Source organism: Streptomyces sp. NPDC088553, assembly GCF_044752965.1.
Classification (GTDB): Bacteria; Actinomycetota; Actinomycetes; order Streptomycetales; family Streptomycetaceae; genus Streptomyces.
On record NZ_JBIVMG010000015.1, the window covers coordinates 40,751 to 56,685 of the forward strand.

The following is a 15,935-nucleotide window of genomic DNA, read 5'->3' on the forward strand; positions in this document are numbered from 1 at the left end:
AACACCTGTCCGCAAGAACGCCGTGGCCTCTGACACCATGGATTCCGTGAGCCATCCCTATGACGCCCCAGTTTCGCAGACGCGGAGGGCGAACGCCCCGGCGTAATACTCAGGATGTTCACACCCTCCCTCTGTCCCCGATGTCGTGCCCGAAGTCGTTCTCGCAGGTCAGGATCACAGTGCCGTATTCATACGAAGCCCCAGTCTCACAGACGCTTTTCGACCGCGCTTCCCTCGTGACGCCCGGCGGCGTGAACTCACCGGTGCGTGCCTTCCGGGCCGTGGGCGGAACGCCCCGGTTCATGGTGTCCGGTTCCGGTCCCTACCTCACCGACGCGGACGGTCGTGAGTACGTCGACCTGGTGTGCTCGTGGGGGCCGATGATCCTCGGCCACGCGCACCCCGAGGTCACCGCCGCGGTGCAGCAGGCCGTCGCCCGCGGCACCTCCTTCGGCACGCCGGGCGAGGGCGAGGTCGCGCTCGCCGAGGAGATCGTGGCGCGCGTCGAGCCCGTCGAGCAGGTACGGCTCGTCTCCTCGGGCACCGAGGCCACGATGTCCGCGATCCGGCTCGCCCGCGGGTTCACCGGGCGCGCCAAGGTCGTCAAGTTCGCGGGCTGCTACCACGGCCACGTGGACGCGCTGCTCGCCGCGGCGGGTTCCGGTGTCGCCACCCTGGGGCTTCCCGACACGCCCGGCGTGACCGGCGCCCAGGCCGGGGACACGATCGTGCTCCCCTACAACGACCTGGAGGCCGTCCGGGCCGCGTTCGCCGCGCACCCGGGCGAGATCGCCTGTGTCATCACCGAGGCCTCGCCCGGCAACATGGGCGTCGTGCCGCCGGCCGAGGGCTTCAACCAGGGCCTCGCGGACCTGTGCCGGGAGAACGGCGCGCTGTACATCTCCGACGAGGTGATGACCGGATTCCGTACGTCGAAGGCCGGCTGGTACGGCGTCGACGGAGTCAAGGCCGACCTGCTGACCTTCGGCAAGGTCATGGGCGGTGGCTTCCCGGCCGCCGCGTTCGGTGGCCGCGCCGACGTCATGGGGCACCTCGCCCCGGCCGGTCCGGTCTACCAGGCGGGCACCCTCTCCGGTAACCCGATCGCGACGGCCGCCGGGCTCGCGCAGTTGCGGCTGCTCGACGACGCGGCGTACGCCACGGTGAACGCGGTCTCGGAGACGATCCAGGGCCTGGTCACCGACGCGCTCGCCAAGGAGGGCGTGGCGCACCGGCTGCAGACCGCGTCCAACATGTTCTCGGTCTTCTTCACCGCCGACGAGGTGCGGAACTACGACGAGGCGAAGCAGCAGGAGGCCTTCCGCTTCAACGCCTTCTTCCACTCGATGCTGGCCGACGGCGTCTACCTGCCGCCGTCCGCCTTCGAGTCCTGGTTCGTGTCGGCCGCCCACGACGAGCGGGCGGTCGAGCGGATCGCCGCCGCCCTGCCGGCCGCCGCCCGCGCCGCCGCGGAGGCGACGGCATGAGCGACACCACGGGCCTCCCCGAGAGGAACCAGGACATCACCCCCGAGAGCGGCCAGGACATCACCGTCGTCCATCTGATGCGGCACGGCGAGGTGCACAACCCCGACGGTGTCCTCTACGGGCGCCGCGCCGGCTACCACCTCTCCGAGCTCGGCCGGCAGATGGCGGACCGGGTCGCGGAGAGCCTGGCCGACCGGGACATCACGTACGTCGTCGCCTCCCCGCTGGAGCGGGCGCAGGAGACGGCGACGCCGGTCGCCAAGGCGCACGGTCTGGATCTGGCCACGGACGAGCGGCTGATCGAGGCGGCGAACGTCTTCGAGGGCAAGACGTTCGGCGTCGGTGACGGGGCGCTGCGCAAGCCGGCGAACTGGAAGCACCTGACGAACCCGTTCCAGCCGTCTTGGGGCGAGCCGTACGTCGAGCAGGTCGTCCGGATGATGGGGGCGCTCGACGCGGCGAAGGACGCGGCCCGGGGGCACGAGGCGGTGCTGGTCAGCCATCAGCTGCCGATCTGGATCGTCCGCAGCTTCGTGGAGAAGCGCCGGCTCTGGCACGATCCGCGGCGGCGCCAGTGCACGCTCGCCTCGCTGACCTCGTTCACGTACAAGGGCGACAAGATCGTCTCGGTCGGGTACAGCGAGCCGGCCCGGGACCTCGTCCCGGCGCATCTGCTGGCCGGCGCGAAGCCGGTCAAGGGGAAGTCGAAGGCTTTCGGAGCGTAATCCTTCTTGAGCGGTACGTCAGCGGGGCGTGGTTCTTCCGCAGCGCCGCGGTGGCTCTTCCGGAGCCGTGTGTAGTCCTTCGGTGAAGGATTACGTCCCCGCTGGACAGAGCGGGAGTTCGAGGTCCACAGTTCAGGGCGATCGGGTGGTGTTCATGCCAACCGGTCGCCCTGAAATTTTTGTGCGATTTTCCGGAACCTCCGTGTTCCTCCCAGCATCTCACTCATTGTCGGTTTGGATGACGTTTCGTTAATACGTCAGCGCGAATGGGGATGTCATGCGCGGGATCAGTGGGATCAGTCGAAGGGGGCTGCTCGGAGCGGGCGTTGGCGCCGCGGCGGCGATGGGCATCGCCGCATGTAGCAGTGGAAACCAGGACAAGCCCGGACGTTCCGGACCGGGCAAGGGGGGTGACGTCTCGGCGGAGCCGAGCACGAACACCCCGACCAAGGACGACGTCAAGCTCATCGGCGACGGTTCCACCGCCGACACCGGAAAGCAGCCGCACCAGCCCGACGCCCCCGTCCCGCTCGAACCCGGCCAGACCCCGCCCCAGTTCGTGATCTTCTCCTGGGACGGTGCCGGCGAGGTCGGCAACGGCCTGTTCCCGCGCTTCCTCGAACTCGCCAAGAACCACGACGCGGCGATGACCTTCTTCCTCTCCGGGATCTACCTCCTCCCCGAGTCGAAGAAGAACCTCTACCGCCCGCCGAACAACCGCGTCGGCGCCTCGGACATCGGCTACCTCACCGACGGCCACATCAAGGACACCCTGAAGTACGTCCGGCAGGCCTGGCTCGAAGGCCACGAGATCGGCACCCACTTCAACGGGCACTTCTGCGGCGGCTCCGGCTCCGTCGGCAACTGGACCCCGGCCCAGTGGCAGAGCGAGATCGACCAGGCCATGAAGTTCGTCACCGAATGGAAGACGAACAGCGGCTGGACCGATCTCGACCCGCTGCCCTTCGACTACTCGAAGGAGCTCATCGGCGGCCGTACGCCCTGCCTCCTCGGCCAGGACAACCTGCTGCCCACCGCCAAGCGGCTCAACTGGCGCTACGACGCCAGCTCGCCCGGCGGCCGGCAGATGTGGCCCACCAAGCGCCAGGGCATCTGGGACCTCCCGCTGCAGGCCGTGCCCTTCCCCGGGCACTCCTTCGAGGTCCTGTCGATGGACTACAACATGCTCGCCAACCAGTCGAACAACACGACGAAGGGCATGCCCTCGCGCTACCCGGGCTGGCGCAAGCAGGCCACCGAGGCGCTCCTCGGCGGCTTCACGCGCGCGTACGAGTCGAACCGCGCGCCCTTCTTCATCGGCAACCACTTCGAGCAGTGGAACGGCGGCATCTACATGGACGCCGTCGAGGACGCGCTCAAGGGAATGGCCGGCAAGAAGGACGTCCGGCTCGTCTCCTTCAAGCAGTTCGTCGACTGGCTCGACGTCCAGGACCCGAAGATCCTCCAGAAGCTCCGCTCGCTGGAGGTGGGACAGAAGCCGGCCGGCGGCTGGAATGCTTTCCTCAAGCCCGCGCCGAACGGTTCGACCGCCTCGTCGACGCCGTCCGCGTAGCCGTCCGCGCGGCCCTCCGCGCTGTCGTCCGGCAGCCGTCCGCACAGTCGTACGCCGTGTTCGCTTAGGCGATCTTGACAAGGGGCTTTACGGGCACGTAGGGGGGTGCCCAAGATCCCCCAAACGCCCATGCGAAACTTTTCACATGAGCCTTAGCCGTGCCCCTCGACGCACCCTGCTCGCCGTCGGAGTGCTGTCCGCCGCCCTCACGCTCTCGGCCTGCGGCGGCGACAGCAACGGCAAGTCCGGCGGCGGTGGCAACACCAACTTCGTGACCAACACGGGTGGGATCGCCACCGCGCCCAAGGGCGAGCGCGCGGCCACCGGGGAGCTCGCGGGCGAGACCCTCGACGGCAAGCAGCTCGACGTCGCCGACCTCAAGGGCAAGGTCGTCGTCCTCAACGTGTGGGGCTCCTGGTGCGCCCCGTGCCGCGCCGAGGCCCCGCACTTCGCGAAGGTCGCCAAGGACCTGGAGGGCAAGGGCGTCGAGTTCGTCGGGCTCAACACCCGCGACCCCAACAAGCAGCCCGCCCTCGCCTTCGAGGAGGACTACGGGGTCACCTACCCGAGCCTCTACGACCCGCAGGGCAAGCTGATCCTCTTCGGCTTCCCCAAGGGCACGCTCTCCCCGCAGTCCATCCCCTCCACCGTCGTCCTCGACAAGGAGGGCCGGATCGCGGCCCGCTCGCTCATGGCGCTCAACGAGGAGAAGCTGCGGTCGATGATCGACCCCCTCCTCAAGGAGAAGTGAGCCGGTGAACGAGACCGTCACCAGCGGAGCCCTGCTCCTCGCGCTGCCCGTCGCCCTGCTCGCCGGCCTGGTCTCCTTCTTCTCGCCCTGCGTCCTCCCGCTGGTCCCCGGCTACCTGTCGTACGTGACCGGCGTCTCCGGCACCGACCTCGCCGAGAGCCGCCGCGGCCGGATGACCGCGGGCGCCGTCCTCTTCGTCCTCGGCTTCACCGCCGTGTTCGTGTCCGGTGGGGCGCTCTTCGGCTACTTCGGGTCGACCCTCCAGGAGTACCGCGAGACGCTCACCACGATCCTCGGCGTGCTCATGATCCTCATGGGCGTGTTCTTCCTCGGTCTGATGCCCTGGTTCACCCAGCGCGAGTTCCGCTTCCACAAGAAGCCCGTCGCCGGTCTGGTCGGCGCGCCGCTGCTCGGCGCGCTCTTCGGCATCGGCTGGACCCCGTGCATCGGCCCGACGCTCGCCTCGGTCAACGCGCTCGCCCTGGAGCAGGCCAGCGCCGGCCGCGGCGCGCTGCTCGCCTTCGCGTACTGCCTCGGCCTCGGCGTGCCGTTCGTGCTCGCCGCCATAGCCTTCCGCAAGGCACTCGGGGCGTTCGGGTGGGTCAAGAAGCACTATGTGTGGGTCATGCGGATCGGCGGCGGCATGATGCTCGTCACCGGTGTCCTGCTCCTCACGGGCGCGTGGGACAGCATGGTCGCCACGATGCAGGGCTGGTCCAGCGGTTTCACGGTGGGGATCTGAGTTCCATGAGCACGACCGACACGTCCGGCACGACGGACACCTCCGATGCGACGGAGCAGCAGGAGAACCTCGGTGAGGCCGGGGCCCAGCTGTCCACCGCCCCCCTCGACGACCGCGCCGAGCCGCCCGTCATCGGCGGCCCCACCCTCGGTGTCATCGGCTGGATCCGCTGGTTCTGGCGGCAGCTGACCTCCATGAGGGTCGCGCTGATCCTGCTCTTCATGCTCTCCCTCGGCGCCGTCCCCGGCTCCCTCATCCCGCAGACCAGCGTGGACGAGATGAAGGCGCAGGCCTTCAAGGACGCCCACAAGACGCTGACGCCGCTGTACGAGAAGCTCCAGTTCTTCGACGTCTACAGCTCCGTGTGGTTCTCCGCGATCTACATACTGCTGTTCGTCTCCCTCATCGGCTGCATCGTGCCCCGCAGCTGGCAGTTCGTCGGCCAGCTCCGCAGCCGCCCGCCGGGCGCCCCCAAGCGCCTCGACCGGCTCCCCGCGTACACCACGTGGCGCACCGAGGCCGAGCCCGAGCAGGTCCGCGCGGCCGCGCTCACCCTCCTCAAGGGACGCCGCTTCCGCGCCCACTCCCCCAAGCTCTCGGCTTCGCTCGAGCAGGGAGGGGCCCCCACCGGGAACGCGATCGCCGCCGAGAAGGGCTACCTGCGCGAGGCCGGCAACCTGGCCTTCCACGTCGCCCTGATCGTCATGCTCGTCGCCTTCGCCTGGGGCCAGCTCTTCAAGTCCGAGGGCGGCAAGCTGATCGTTGAGGGCGACGGCTTCTCCAACACGCTCACCCAGTACGACGACTTCAAGTCCGGCTCCCAGTTCGGCATCGACGAACTGGAACCGTTCAGCTTCAAGCTCGACGCCTTCGACGGCACGTACGAGAAGAACGGCCCCCAGCGCGGCACGCCCCGCACCTTCGAGGCGAAGGTCTCCTACTCGCAGGGCGGCACGGACAAGAAGGCCGTCATTCGGGTCAACGAGCCGCTCAAGGTGGGCGACTCCAAGGTCTATCTGATCGCCCACGGCTACGCGCCCGTCGTCACCGTCAAGGACGGCCGCGGCAAGGTCGTCTTCCACGGCGCCGTACCGCTGCTCCCCATCGACAACAACATCACGTCCACCGGCGCCATCAAGGTGATGGACGGCTACCGCGACAAGAACGGGAAGAAGGAGCAGCTGGGCTTCCAGGCCTTCTTCGTGCCGACGTTCGCGGGCGCCGGCGCGGGCACGATGTTCTCCCAGTTCCCGGCGCTGGACTTCCCCGTCATGGCGCTCACCGGGCTCCACGGCGACCTGCGGGTCAATTCCGGTCTTCCGCAGAACGTGTACCAGCTCGACAAGTCCAAGATGAAGCAGTTCACGGACGCGTCCGGCAACAAGCTCGCCGAGCGGCTGCTGCCCGGCGAGACCATGACGCTCCCCGACGGCGCCGGCTCGATCACCTTCGAGAAGGACGTCAAGGAGTGGGCGAGCTTCCAGATCTCGCAGCAGCCCGGCAACGGGCTCGCCCTCGCGGGCGCGATCGCCGCGATCGCCGGTCTGACCGGTTCGCTCTTCATCCAGCGGCGCCGCGTCTGGGTCCGGGCCGTACGCGGTGAGGACGGCGTGACCGTCGTCGAGATGGCGGGCCTGGGCCGCAGCGAGTCCGCGAAGCTGCCGGAGGAGCTGGGCGACCTCGCGGTCGCGCTCACGGCGGACGCTCCGCCGGCGCCGGACGCCGATCCGGATGCCACGCCGGACGCCGATGCGGCCCCCGCACCCGCACCCCACCCTGATGCGGAATCCGCACGCCAGGCCGGCCGCGAACCCGCACCCCACGCCGATCCGGAAGACGTACCGGAACCCGCGGAAGAACCCGCAGAAGACCCTGCCCCTTCTGGAGAGGCCGACAAGTGATCCTCGCCGCCACGACCAACGAGAGCATGGCGCGGATGAGCGACCTGCTCATCTACTCCTCGATGGCCGTCTACACCCTCGCCTTCTTCGCCCACATCGCCGAGTGGGTGCTGGGCAGCCGCAGCAAGGTCGGCCGTACCGCCGCCGCGCTCACCTCCCGCGCCCCGGCCGCCGGCCCCGCCGTGACGGTCCAGGTCAAGCAGGCGGCCGGCGGCACCGCCGTCCTGGAGAAGCCGAAGGTCGTCACCCGTTCCGCGGCCGGCACCCGGGACGTTCCGGACGGCCCCGGCGCCGCCGGCGGCACCGTCAAGGGCGATCTGTACGGCCGTATCGCCGTCTCGCTGACCGTCCTCGCCTTCCTGGTCGAGGCGTCGGGCGTGGTCACCCGGGCGCTCTCCGTGCAGCGGGCCCCCTGGGGCAACATGTACGAGTTCTCCACCACCTTCTCGACGGTGGCGGTCGGCGCGTACCTCGGCTTCCTCGTCGCCAAGAAGAACGTGCGCTGGCTCGGCCTGCCGCTGGTCACCACGGTCCTGCTCGACCTGGGCATGGCCACCACCTGGCTGAAGACCCCCAGTGACCAGCTGGTCCCCGCGCTCGACTCGTACTGGCTGTGGATCCACGTCTCCACCGCGATCTTCTGCGGCGCGGTCTTCTACCTGGGCGCCACCGCCACCCTGCTGTACCTCTTCCGCGACTCGTACGAGAACAAGCTCGCGACCGGCGGGAACCCGGGCGCCTTCGCCCGCTCCGTCATGGAGCGGCTGCCCTCGGCGGCCTCGCTCGACAAGTTCTCGTACCGGGTCAACGCGGCCGTCTTCCCGCTCTGGACCTTCACGATCATCGCGGGCGCGATCTGGGCCGGCGACGCGTGGGGCCGCTACTGGGGCTGGGACGCCAAGGAGGTCTGGTCCTTCATCACCTGGGTCGGTTACGCCGCGTACCTGCACGCGCGTGCGACGGCCGGCTGGAAGGGGCGGAAGGCCGCGTACATCGCGCTCATCGCCTTCGCCTGCTTCCTGTTCAACTACTACGGCGTGAACATCTTCGTGAACAGCAAGCACTCGTACGCGGGCGTCTGAGCCGGCACCGGGCCGTCTGAGCTGGCACGGGGCCTGCCCCTGGGTGACGCTTGAGGTATGAGCGAGATATCCCGGGGCAGGTGCGAGACCCACGACGGGGACGCGCAGCTGCTGCGGTTCGCCGTGGAGCTGTCCCATCCGCTGCCCGAGGTCTGGGAGGCCGTCGCCACCCCCGAGGGCCTGGAGGGCTGGCTCTGCGCGGCGGACCCGCTGGAACCCCGGCTCGGCGGCCGGGTCACCCTCCGCTGGCTCAACGGGGACACGGTGGTGTCGGGGCGGGTGACCGCCTGGGACCCCGAGTACGTGGCCGAGTACACGGTCGATCCGACGCACGGACGCATCCGGTTCCATCTGGAACCGGGGGCGCCCGGGGGCGGCGGGTCGACCGTGCTGCGTTTCATGAACGAACTGCGGGCGGACCGGGAGTACCGGCTGGACTGTCTCGCGGGGTGGCACGACCACTTCGAGCGGCTCGCCGCCGCGCTGGACGGGCGTCCGTCCGACTGGGCCGCCTGGTCGCCCGAGCGGTGGCAGCACCTGCGTGACCTCTACGAGCGGGACGAGGCGCCCTGGCCCAAGTGGGTGCCGTAGGGCCTGTCCGACCCGATCCGCCGGTCAGGCCGTAGGCGCCGCTACCCCTGCTTCGGCGGCAGGCAGGACGTGGTCGGTGGCTTGCCCTCCGGCCAGGCGATCTGGACGAAGCGCTGGCTGCCGTCCTGGGCCAGTTCCACGATCGGGACCGCCTTGTTGTACGGGTTCCCGTAGTTGTCCAGGCAGATCCAGCCGCTCGCTCCCTGCACCCGCAGGGAGCCCTTGACCTGCGGCCACTGGGTGACCACGTCGGCGAGTTCCGGGTACTGGGAGCCCTGCGGGGTCGCCTGCCGGATCGCGTGCACCGCCGTCGCCATCGCGTCGTACGCGACGATCGCCTGGCCGTCCGCGAGCGGCACCGGCTCCTTCGAGGCGCGGGCGATGTCCGTCACGAACGTCGAGTACGCCACCACCGAACCGCCCGTCGCCGGGACCTTCCGCCCCGCCGCCGGCTTCCACGCGTCCGGGTGGGCGAGCGCCGCGTACCGCACGGTCAGCTTCGCCTTCAGGGCGTTCGGGTCGAGCTTCTCGTCCGCGCCCAGGTACGAGCCCTCGTCGCCGGTCAGGACCGTGAAGGAGCGGTCGAGGCAGCCGCGCGCGCCGAGCGCGTTGATGAACTGGCGCAGCTGGGTGTGGCGGCCCGCGAAGAAGACCGTCTCGGCGCGGGTGTCGCAGATCAGATGGGTGATCTGGCGGAAGGTGTTGGCGGTGGTGCCCTCGTCGGTGGGGTCGGCGGGCGAGGTGAAGAGCTGCGGCTCGTAGGGCGCGCCCTTGAGGGACGCGGCGAAGGCGGACTTGAGGGTGTCGGTGTAGTGGTCGCCGCTGCGGGTGTCCTGGACGAGGAGGGCCTTGGCGGCGTCGACGCGGCCGAAGTTCGCGAGGGCCTTGGCCTCGTCGTTGTTGGTGGGGGAGACGCGGGCGAGGCCGGGGTAGCGGTTGTGTCCGGGGCCCGGGCCGTTGGCGATGTCGTCGGCGGTGATGGTGGTGCCGACGACGGCGATCCCGGCGCCGGTGAGGGCGGTCACCGACTCGCGTACCTCGGTGGAGGAGGTGGCGACGCCGGAGACGGCCCGCAGCCGGTCGGGGGCGCCGGTCATGGCGATCAGCCGGTCGACGGTGCCGCGCCAGTGGGCGTTGCCCTTGCCGGTGTTGGCGAGGACGAGGCGGATCTTCGGGGTCTCGCTGTTGGACTCGTGGTTGGCCCGGTACTGGTAGGCGTACGCGCCCTGGACCTCGTGCAGCACCTTGACCCGCATGCCGCTGTCGGTGGAGGTGAGCGGCAGGAGGACGGCGACGGTGGCGTACTCGCCGGGCTTGAGCGTGGCGTTCTCGGCGCCGATGGCCCGGGCGGCCTCGGCGAGTTCGGGTATGCCGAAGGCGTGGCCGTCGCCGTTGACGCCGACGCACTCGTCGCTGCCCTCCGGTCTTTCGACCCCCGCCGCGCAGGAACGATCCTCCGGGGTGGTGAGCCGGGCCAGGGCGTACCCGCCGAGACCGAGGACGACGGCGGCGGTGACGACGGACGCGACGAGCTTCTGGCGGGGGGTGCGGACGCGGCGCCGCACCCGGTCGAGCGGTCGGCCGATGCGCGGGGCGGTCGGGCGGTCGGGCATGGCGTCAGACTCCGTCCTCGCGGCCCGGCGGCAGCGAGAGCTCCCGCCAGGCACGGATGTCGCGCGGCCAGTGGGTGGCCGCGTCCCAGAGCGAACCGCTGCCCGTCAGATGACGGCCGGAGAGCCGGCGCAGTTCGTGCGCGAGGCGGTCGGCCACCTCGTCGTCGGGCAGTGCGAGCGGATCGGTGAGCAGCCATACGGCGTGCAGCAGTCGCCGTACGGACAGGTGGAGTTCGGTGGTGTCGTGGTCGAGTCCGGGCGGGAGGCCGTCGGCCGTCGCCCTTCCCGCTCCTTCCTGCGGCCGTTGGCCGAGGGCGATCGCCCGGCGCGGGTCCGGCCCGGTCCTGCCGTGCTCGCGGGGGTACGGGGCGGAGCCGATGAACCGCAGCCGCCCCAGCCAGCCGAGGACGTCCCGCTCGGGGAAGGTGAGCCGCAGCTGGGTGACGGCCTCCTCGGTGCGGCCGAGGGCCAGGTCGTGATGGAGGCGGTACGGGCCGGGCTCGGGGCCGTAGTGCCGGTGCAGGGTCTCGTGGACGGCGTGCCAGGCCGCGTACCGGGGATGGTCGCCGTCCTCGAAGCGGAGGCGGTGCAGGAGCAGGGCGCGCAGGAGCGGGTCGGCGACGAAGTGGCCCGAGCCCGGTTCGGAGGCGGCCCAGTCCTCGGAGCGCAGGTGGTCGCGGACGCGCAGCGCCACGTCCCCGTCCAGGGACTCGCCCTGGAGCCGGGCGTGGGCGAGCATCCGGGCGGACTCCTCGTCGTGGGCGGCGGCGAGCACGGCGTACGGGCCGGGCCGCCGCACCGGGAGGAGCTCGGCGAGGAGGGTGGGGGCGACGGGCACCGGCGGGGTGTCCTCGCGGAGTTCCACGGTCAGGTCGAGCAGCCCGCCTGGGGTGAGGCCGGCCCGCAGCCGCGCCGGCGCCTCTCCGGCGGCCCGGCCGAGGAGGGCGACACCGAGCGGGCGGCCGCCGGTCAACCGGTGGACGGCGCGGGCGAGTTCGGTGGGTGTCCGGCCGGCCGGGTCGTGGTGGTCGAAGGCGGAGCGGGTCTGGGAGGGGGAGAGCGGTGTGAGCTCCACGGCGAGGATGCCGGAGCCGACGCGGGCGTCGCGCGGGCTGGGCGCCCGGTGCGCGGTCTCCGGCAGCCGGGTCCTGGTGGCGTTGCGCAACCCCTCGTGCTCACGGACCCGGGAGGTGGCGAGGACGACGACCCGGTCGCGGCGGCCCTCGGCGCGGGCGCGCAGGACCGGTTCCACGAGCTGCCGGCCGAGCGGTTCGTGGGCGTTGTCGAGGAGGACCAGCGGGCGGCCGATCCGGCCGCCGCGCCGGATCCCCACGTACGGGTGGAGGAGGTCCTCGGTCAGCGCGCCGACGAGGAAGCCCTCGGCCTCGGCGCGGCGCCGGCCGCCCTGCTCGAAGTCGATCGCGAGCTGCTGGAGCCCCGCCTTGCCGCGTCCGCCCGCGTTGCGATAGGTGCCGTACCAGCTCTCCGAGGTGCGCTGGAGGCGGCCGAACACCTCCTCGAGGACGGTCTCCACGGTCGCCTCGGCAAGGAGTCCGGCGAGCGGGACGGTGGCCTCGGCGAACGTGGCGGCCAGCTTGGCCAGCACCTTGCCGACCCAGTGGGTGGCCGCGCCCCTGGTCGGGTCGACGGTCGCGAGCAGCGGCCCGAGCCGCTGGAGGTCGCGCCGGGCCCGCTCGTCGTCCTCCTGCGACCAGCCGAGCGAGGCGACCGCGACGAGCCCGAGCGACACCCGGGGGAACCTCACCGGCCGCGCGCCGAGCACCTTCGGCGACAGCTGTACGGCGAGCTCGGCGAGGGCCCCGGTGAGCGGGGTCCAGCCGGGGCCGTGGTCGGCGGGCGGCTCGATGTGCGCGCAGTCGAGGAGCGCCAGTGGCGTGTACCCCTTGTAGCGGTTGCGGACCTCCTTGAGCAGGGCGGTCTTGCCCGTACCGCGCCCGCCGGTGAAGACGGTGACCGGCGGATCGTCACCGTGCTCGAACGGCACCCGGGAGGTGCCGTACTTCGTGAGGCCGCTGAGGCGCGCGACCAGTCCGGCATCGTGCAAGGCCGCCTCGCGGCCGTACAGCTCCCTGTCCACGACCTGCCACCCCCGTCACAGTCAACTCAAGGATATCGACGGTGTGTTGGGAAAGCGGTCGGCTTTTCGAGTCTGTTCCGCACCTGTTGTCAGTCCGTGGCGATCGCGTCGAGCTGGGCCCGCAGGTATCCGTGCGACTCGATGCCGTGGATCGTCGTCCCGGGCGTGCACTCGTAGAAGTACACGAGCGACATCAGCTCCTCCGTGGGGGCGTCGACCGGTGGCGGCAGCACCCGGTGGCGTCCCGAACGCCACCGCCCGCCCGTCCAACCGGCCATCAGGTCCCCGATGTTGACGGTGAAGGCGGCGGGATCGTACGGGGCGTCCTGCCAGCCGCCCGCGTCGGTGAAGACCTGCAGTCCGCCCTTGCCGGCCTCCCGGTCCAGGACGGTGACCGTGCCGAAGTCCGTGTGCGGGCCGATGCGGAACTGGCCCGGCTCCGGCTCGCCCGTCCGCTCCCGCCCCGGGTACCAGTTGATGTTGAAGCCGAAGGTGGGGTGTCCGGTGTGCCGGGTGAAGAAGTCCCGCTCCTCGCCGAGGGCCACGCCGAGCAGGTCGAGGACCCGGTCCGAGAGCGTCTTCATCTGTGCCAGATACGTCTCCACCAGCGGTTTCAGCTCGGGGATCTCGGCGGGCCAGGTGTTCGGCAGGAACCACTCGGCGTCCACGGCCGGATCGCCGGTCGGTTCGTCCGCGGCGAAGGACAGCGACTCCTTCAGGTCGGGCGGCGTCGCCGTACCCTCCGCGTACCCGTTGGCCTCCGCGCCGGGCCCCAGCCAGCCCCGGCCGCCGACCCGCACGGCGTACGGCTCCTTCGCGGCGGGCGGGAGGTGGAAGAAGCGGCGGGCGGCCGCGCGGATCCCGGCCCGGAGCTCAGGGTCGACGCCGTGGCCGGTGACGAGGAGGAAACCGGCCTCGCGGAGGGCGCGGTCGACGGCGGGCAGCTGCGGGGCCGCGTCGCGGGTCAGGTCGATGGTGGGGAGGGCCGCTGTACGGGAATCCTCCCGGCTCGCCCCGCCGCTCGTCCCTTCGCTCGTCCCGTCACTCATCGCCGATGTCCTCGTTCCAGAGAGCCGGCCGCTCGGCGATGAACTCCCGCATCAGCGCAGTGCATTCGGGGTCGTCGAGCACGAGGACCTCGACCCCGTGCTCCGCCAGCCAGTCGTGCCCGCCGCGGAAGGTCTCCGCCTCCCCGACGACCACGCGCGAGATCCCGAACTGCCGCACCAGGCCGGAGCAGTACCAGCAGGGGGAGAGGGTCGTCACCATCGTCGTACCCCGGTACGAGCGCTGCCGGCCGGCGGCCCGGAAGGCGGCGGTCTCCGCGTGCGCCGACGGGTCCCCGTCCTGCACACGCCGGTTGTGCCCGCGCCCGAGCAGCGCGCCGTCCGCCCCGTACAGCGCGGCCCCGATCGGGATCCCGCCCTCGGCGAGCCCGGCGCGGGCCTCGGCGACGGCGGTCGCGAGCCACCTGCGGGCTTGTTCCTGGTCCATGCGGGGAGCCTTCCCCGCCGGGGCCGGGTCGTCACACCTGCTGGTGGCCCTCGTCCGTCGGCAGCGGATCGGCGACGAAGGTCCCCTTGCCGTGCACGGTCAGGATCAGGGCCCGCTCGCGCAGGACCCTGGCGGCGCGGCGGACCGTGAGGTAGGCGACGCCGTACTCCTCGGCCAGGTCGCGTTCGGCGGGCAGGCGAGCACCCGGGGGCAGCTCTCCCGCCGAGATGCGGGCGGCGATGTGGTCGGCCACCGCGACGTAGAGCAGCTGGGGGCCCTGCGGGTTGAACTCGGGGATCTCGCCGTGGTCGTTCACACGACCAACGTAGGCATCGAAGACCTGTGCTAACCAGTGTTGAGCTATGCAGAGCTATACATGCCTCATAAGGTCGTCAGACACGTAGACCCCGGCGAGGTGGCTAGACCTCCCGGGGCATGGCCACCAACTACCAACGGAGTTGATGACGTGCGGAACCCTATCGCGCGCGTACTGGGCCGGGTCTGGATCCCGGTCCTCCTCTGGCTGCTCATGCTGACCCTGCCGCCCACCGGCAGGCACCGGCCCCGGCCGGCCGGCCGCCGCCGACCCCGCCGCGCGGCGGCGCGGGTCGCCACCGCGCCACGCCACCGCGTCCCGGCCCGGCTGTCCCCGTACGCCCGGGAGCAGGCACTGCCGCTCGACGGAGCCCGATCGCCCCTGGAACGCCCCTACCTCACGGCCACCTCGGCGCGAGCCGCCCAGCGCGGCCGACGGCGGACGCTGTGGCTCGCGACGGTCGGGGTGGACGTCGACCGCCGGAACATCCACGCCGGGAGCGCCCGATGAGCCGGTGCGGGGCGCGGCGGTCCGTGTTCGCCGTCGCGGACGTGGTGCGGGCGGTGTGGGGCGGTTCGGTCTGCGTTCTCGCCGTGGGGCACGACGGCCACCATCGCGACCGGGCCGGTGACGGCTGGTGGGTGACGCCGGAGATCGCCGACGCCGTGAGCCTGTCCCTGCTGACCCACGCGCTCACGGCCGCGCCCGAGCCGGAGTTCACGTCACCGCGCTGCGTCGTCGGCCGCCATGACCACTGCCGGGACCACGTCCCCCGAGACAGCGGCGTGCGAGGGGTCCGGCATCTCGTGTGCGGGTGCCCTTGCCATCCGGCGCCGCCTACCGTGCCCTGACGCCCCGGACGAGCAGAGTCCCCGTCCGCTTCCCTTCCGGGGGCGCGATCACCTCGGCCGTCACGTCCGTGAACCCGGCCTGCCGGAGGATCTCCGTCCAGCGGCCGGGCTGGTAGTCCCAGCGCTTCACGTACAGGGGTTCCGCGCCCTTCTCCGGCGGTTGCATCTGGGACGCCTGCGGCCCGTAGCAGCCCTCCAGGGCCGGGGGGTTGTGGGAGAACGCGTAGACGCCGCCGGGTGTGAGGCGGGCGTGGACCAGGGGCAGCAACTCGGCGGGATCGATGAACCAGGCGGCGCCGAAAACCGAGCAGACGGCCCCGAACTCGTACGAGCCCGCCGCGAGGAACTCCTCGGCCGACTGCTGCCGCACGTCGAGGTGCGGCCAGCGTTCACGTGCTTTGCTCACCTGGACGGGCGAGAGGTCCACGCCGGTCGCTTCGGCACCCAGCTCGGCCAGGTGGGCGAGGTTTCCGCCGCTTCCGCAGCCGAGGTCGACGACCCGGGCGCCGGAGAGGTCACCGAGGATCTTCGCGTCGGGGCCGTGGTCGGGCCACTGCGTCCAGTTGAACCACGTAGCGGCCCCGGCCGCGTTCGTGTCCTTGCGTCCCGGCCTGGCCGCGCCCCACACGTCCCACGCGCCGGCGTCCTGTTCGCGCACTCTCGTCCTTCCACACGCTGAGGCCCGCCCGACGGCCCGAAGGCCGCCGGACG

At 71.3% G+C, this 15,935-nt stretch carries 16 protein-coding genes; 10 read left to right on the forward strand and 6 right to left on the reverse strand.

Annotated features, from left to right (window positions below):
- The first annotated feature begins 140 nt into the window (after positions 1 to 140).
- The 8 genes from hemL to ACIP8Z_RS35350 all read left to right on the forward strand — a co-directional run bounded on the left by hemL (position 141) and on the right by ACIP8Z_RS35350 (position 8,852).
- Positions 141 to 1,487 carry a glutamate-1-semialdehyde 2,1-aminomutase gene (gene hemL, locus ACIP8Z_RS35315; RefSeq protein ID WP_319319497.1) on the forward strand — a complete coding sequence of 449 codons (1,347 nt, stop codon included), beginning with the start codon at positions 141 to 143 and terminating at the stop codon, positions 1,485 to 1,487.
- A complete protein-coding gene (locus tag ACIP8Z_RS35320; RefSeq protein ID WP_402090726.1) occupies positions 1,484 to 2,212 on the forward strand; it encodes a histidine phosphatase family protein in 729 nt (242 codons plus the stop codon). Before hemL ends, ACIP8Z_RS35320 begins: the two co-directional genes overlap by 4 nt.
- Positions 2,213 to 2,498: 286 nt before the next feature.
- Positions 2,499 to 3,785 (forward strand): hypothetical protein, encoded by a 1,287-nt coding sequence (locus tag ACIP8Z_RS35325; RefSeq protein ID WP_402090913.1) that lies wholly within the window; start codon positions 2,499 to 2,501, stop codon positions 3,783 to 3,785.
- Between the two features lie 145 nt (positions 3,786 to 3,930).
- On the forward strand, positions 3,931 to 4,536 hold the full coding sequence (locus tag ACIP8Z_RS35330; RefSeq protein ID WP_319319495.1) for a TlpA disulfide reductase family protein: 606 nt from the start codon (positions 3,931 to 3,933) through the stop codon (positions 4,534 to 4,536).
- A 4-nt stretch (positions 4,537 to 4,540) separates the two neighbouring features.
- Entirely contained in the window at positions 4,541 to 5,278 is a 738-nt protein-coding gene (locus ACIP8Z_RS35335; RefSeq protein ID WP_030324331.1) for a cytochrome c biogenesis CcdA family protein, read from the forward strand.
- A 5-nt stretch (positions 5,279 to 5,283) separates the two neighbouring features.
- On the forward strand, positions 5,284 to 7,179 hold the full coding sequence (locus ACIP8Z_RS35340) for a cytochrome c biogenesis protein ResB (protein ID WP_402090728.1): 1,896 nt from the start codon (positions 5,284 to 5,286) through the stop codon (positions 7,177 to 7,179).
- Positions 7,176 to 8,261, forward strand: coding sequence for a c-type cytochrome biogenesis protein CcsB (ccsB, locus tag ACIP8Z_RS35345; RefSeq protein ID WP_402090730.1), 1,086 nt, complete (start codon positions 7,176 to 7,178; stop codon positions 8,259 to 8,261). The genes ACIP8Z_RS35340 and ccsB overlap by 4 nt, the downstream gene beginning before the upstream one ends.
- A 57-nt stretch (positions 8,262 to 8,318) precedes the next feature.
- Positions 8,319 to 8,852, forward strand: a complete 534-nt coding sequence (locus tag ACIP8Z_RS35350) for an SRPBCC domain-containing protein (RefSeq protein ID WP_402090732.1) — start codon at positions 8,319 to 8,321, stop codon at positions 8,850 to 8,852.
- A gap of 41 nt (positions 8,853 to 8,893) precedes the next feature.
- Here ACIP8Z_RS35350 and ACIP8Z_RS35355 read toward each other — a convergent pair whose 3' ends face one another.
- The 5 genes from ACIP8Z_RS35355 to ACIP8Z_RS35375 all read right to left on the reverse strand — a co-directional run bounded on the left by ACIP8Z_RS35355 (position 8,894) and on the right by ACIP8Z_RS35375 (position 14,373).
- Positions 8,894 to 10,465 carry an ABC transporter substrate-binding protein gene (locus ACIP8Z_RS35355; protein ID WP_402090734.1) on the reverse strand — a complete coding sequence of 524 codons (1,572 nt, stop codon included), beginning with the start codon at positions 10,463 to 10,465 and terminating at the stop codon, positions 8,894 to 8,896.
- 4 nt (positions 10,466 to 10,469) lie between these two features.
- Positions 10,470 to 12,563 carry a hypothetical protein gene (locus ACIP8Z_RS35360; RefSeq protein WP_402090736.1) on the reverse strand — a complete coding sequence of 698 codons (2,094 nt, stop codon included), beginning with the start codon at positions 12,561 to 12,563 and terminating at the stop codon, positions 10,470 to 10,472.
- A gap of 89 nt (positions 12,564 to 12,652) precedes the next feature.
- Complete coding sequence (locus ACIP8Z_RS35365) at positions 12,653 to 13,612, reverse strand: isopenicillin N synthase family dioxygenase (RefSeq protein ID WP_402090738.1); 960 nt, start codon at positions 13,610 to 13,612, stop codon at positions 12,653 to 12,655.
- Positions 13,605 to 14,057 carry a nucleoside deaminase gene (locus tag ACIP8Z_RS35370; RefSeq protein ID WP_402090740.1) on the reverse strand — a complete coding sequence of 151 codons (453 nt, stop codon included), beginning with the start codon at positions 14,055 to 14,057 and terminating at the stop codon, positions 13,605 to 13,607. Before ACIP8Z_RS35370 ends, ACIP8Z_RS35365 begins: the two co-directional genes overlap by 8 nt.
- A 31-nt stretch (positions 14,058 to 14,088) precedes the next feature.
- Positions 14,089 to 14,373, reverse strand: a complete 285-nt coding sequence (locus ACIP8Z_RS35375) for a GntR family transcriptional regulator (RefSeq protein WP_402090742.1) — start codon at positions 14,371 to 14,373, stop codon at positions 14,089 to 14,091.
- Between the two features lie 150 nt (positions 14,374 to 14,523).
- On the opposite strand from ACIP8Z_RS35375, the gene ACIP8Z_RS35380 reads away from it, so the two are divergent.
- Together ACIP8Z_RS35380 and ACIP8Z_RS35385 are read left to right on the forward strand one after the other, a co-directional pair.
- Positions 14,524 to 14,883, forward strand: a complete 360-nt coding sequence (locus ACIP8Z_RS35380; RefSeq protein ID WP_402090744.1) for a hypothetical protein — start codon at positions 14,524 to 14,526, stop codon at positions 14,881 to 14,883.
- The gene (locus tag ACIP8Z_RS35385; RefSeq protein ID WP_402090746.1) at positions 14,880 to 15,224 is read left to right on the forward strand and encodes a hypothetical protein; all 345 of its coding nucleotides are present in this window, start codon (positions 14,880 to 14,882) and stop codon (positions 15,222 to 15,224) included. Before ACIP8Z_RS35380 ends, ACIP8Z_RS35385 begins: the two co-directional genes overlap by 4 nt.
- Here ACIP8Z_RS35385 and ACIP8Z_RS35390 read toward each other — a convergent pair.
- Positions 15,211 to 15,882, reverse strand: coding sequence for a class I SAM-dependent methyltransferase (locus ACIP8Z_RS35390; RefSeq protein WP_402090748.1), 672 nt, complete (start codon positions 15,880 to 15,882; stop codon positions 15,211 to 15,213). The genes ACIP8Z_RS35385 and ACIP8Z_RS35390 overlap by 14 nt on opposite strands.
- Between the last annotated feature and the right edge of the window lie 53 nt (positions 15,883 to 15,935).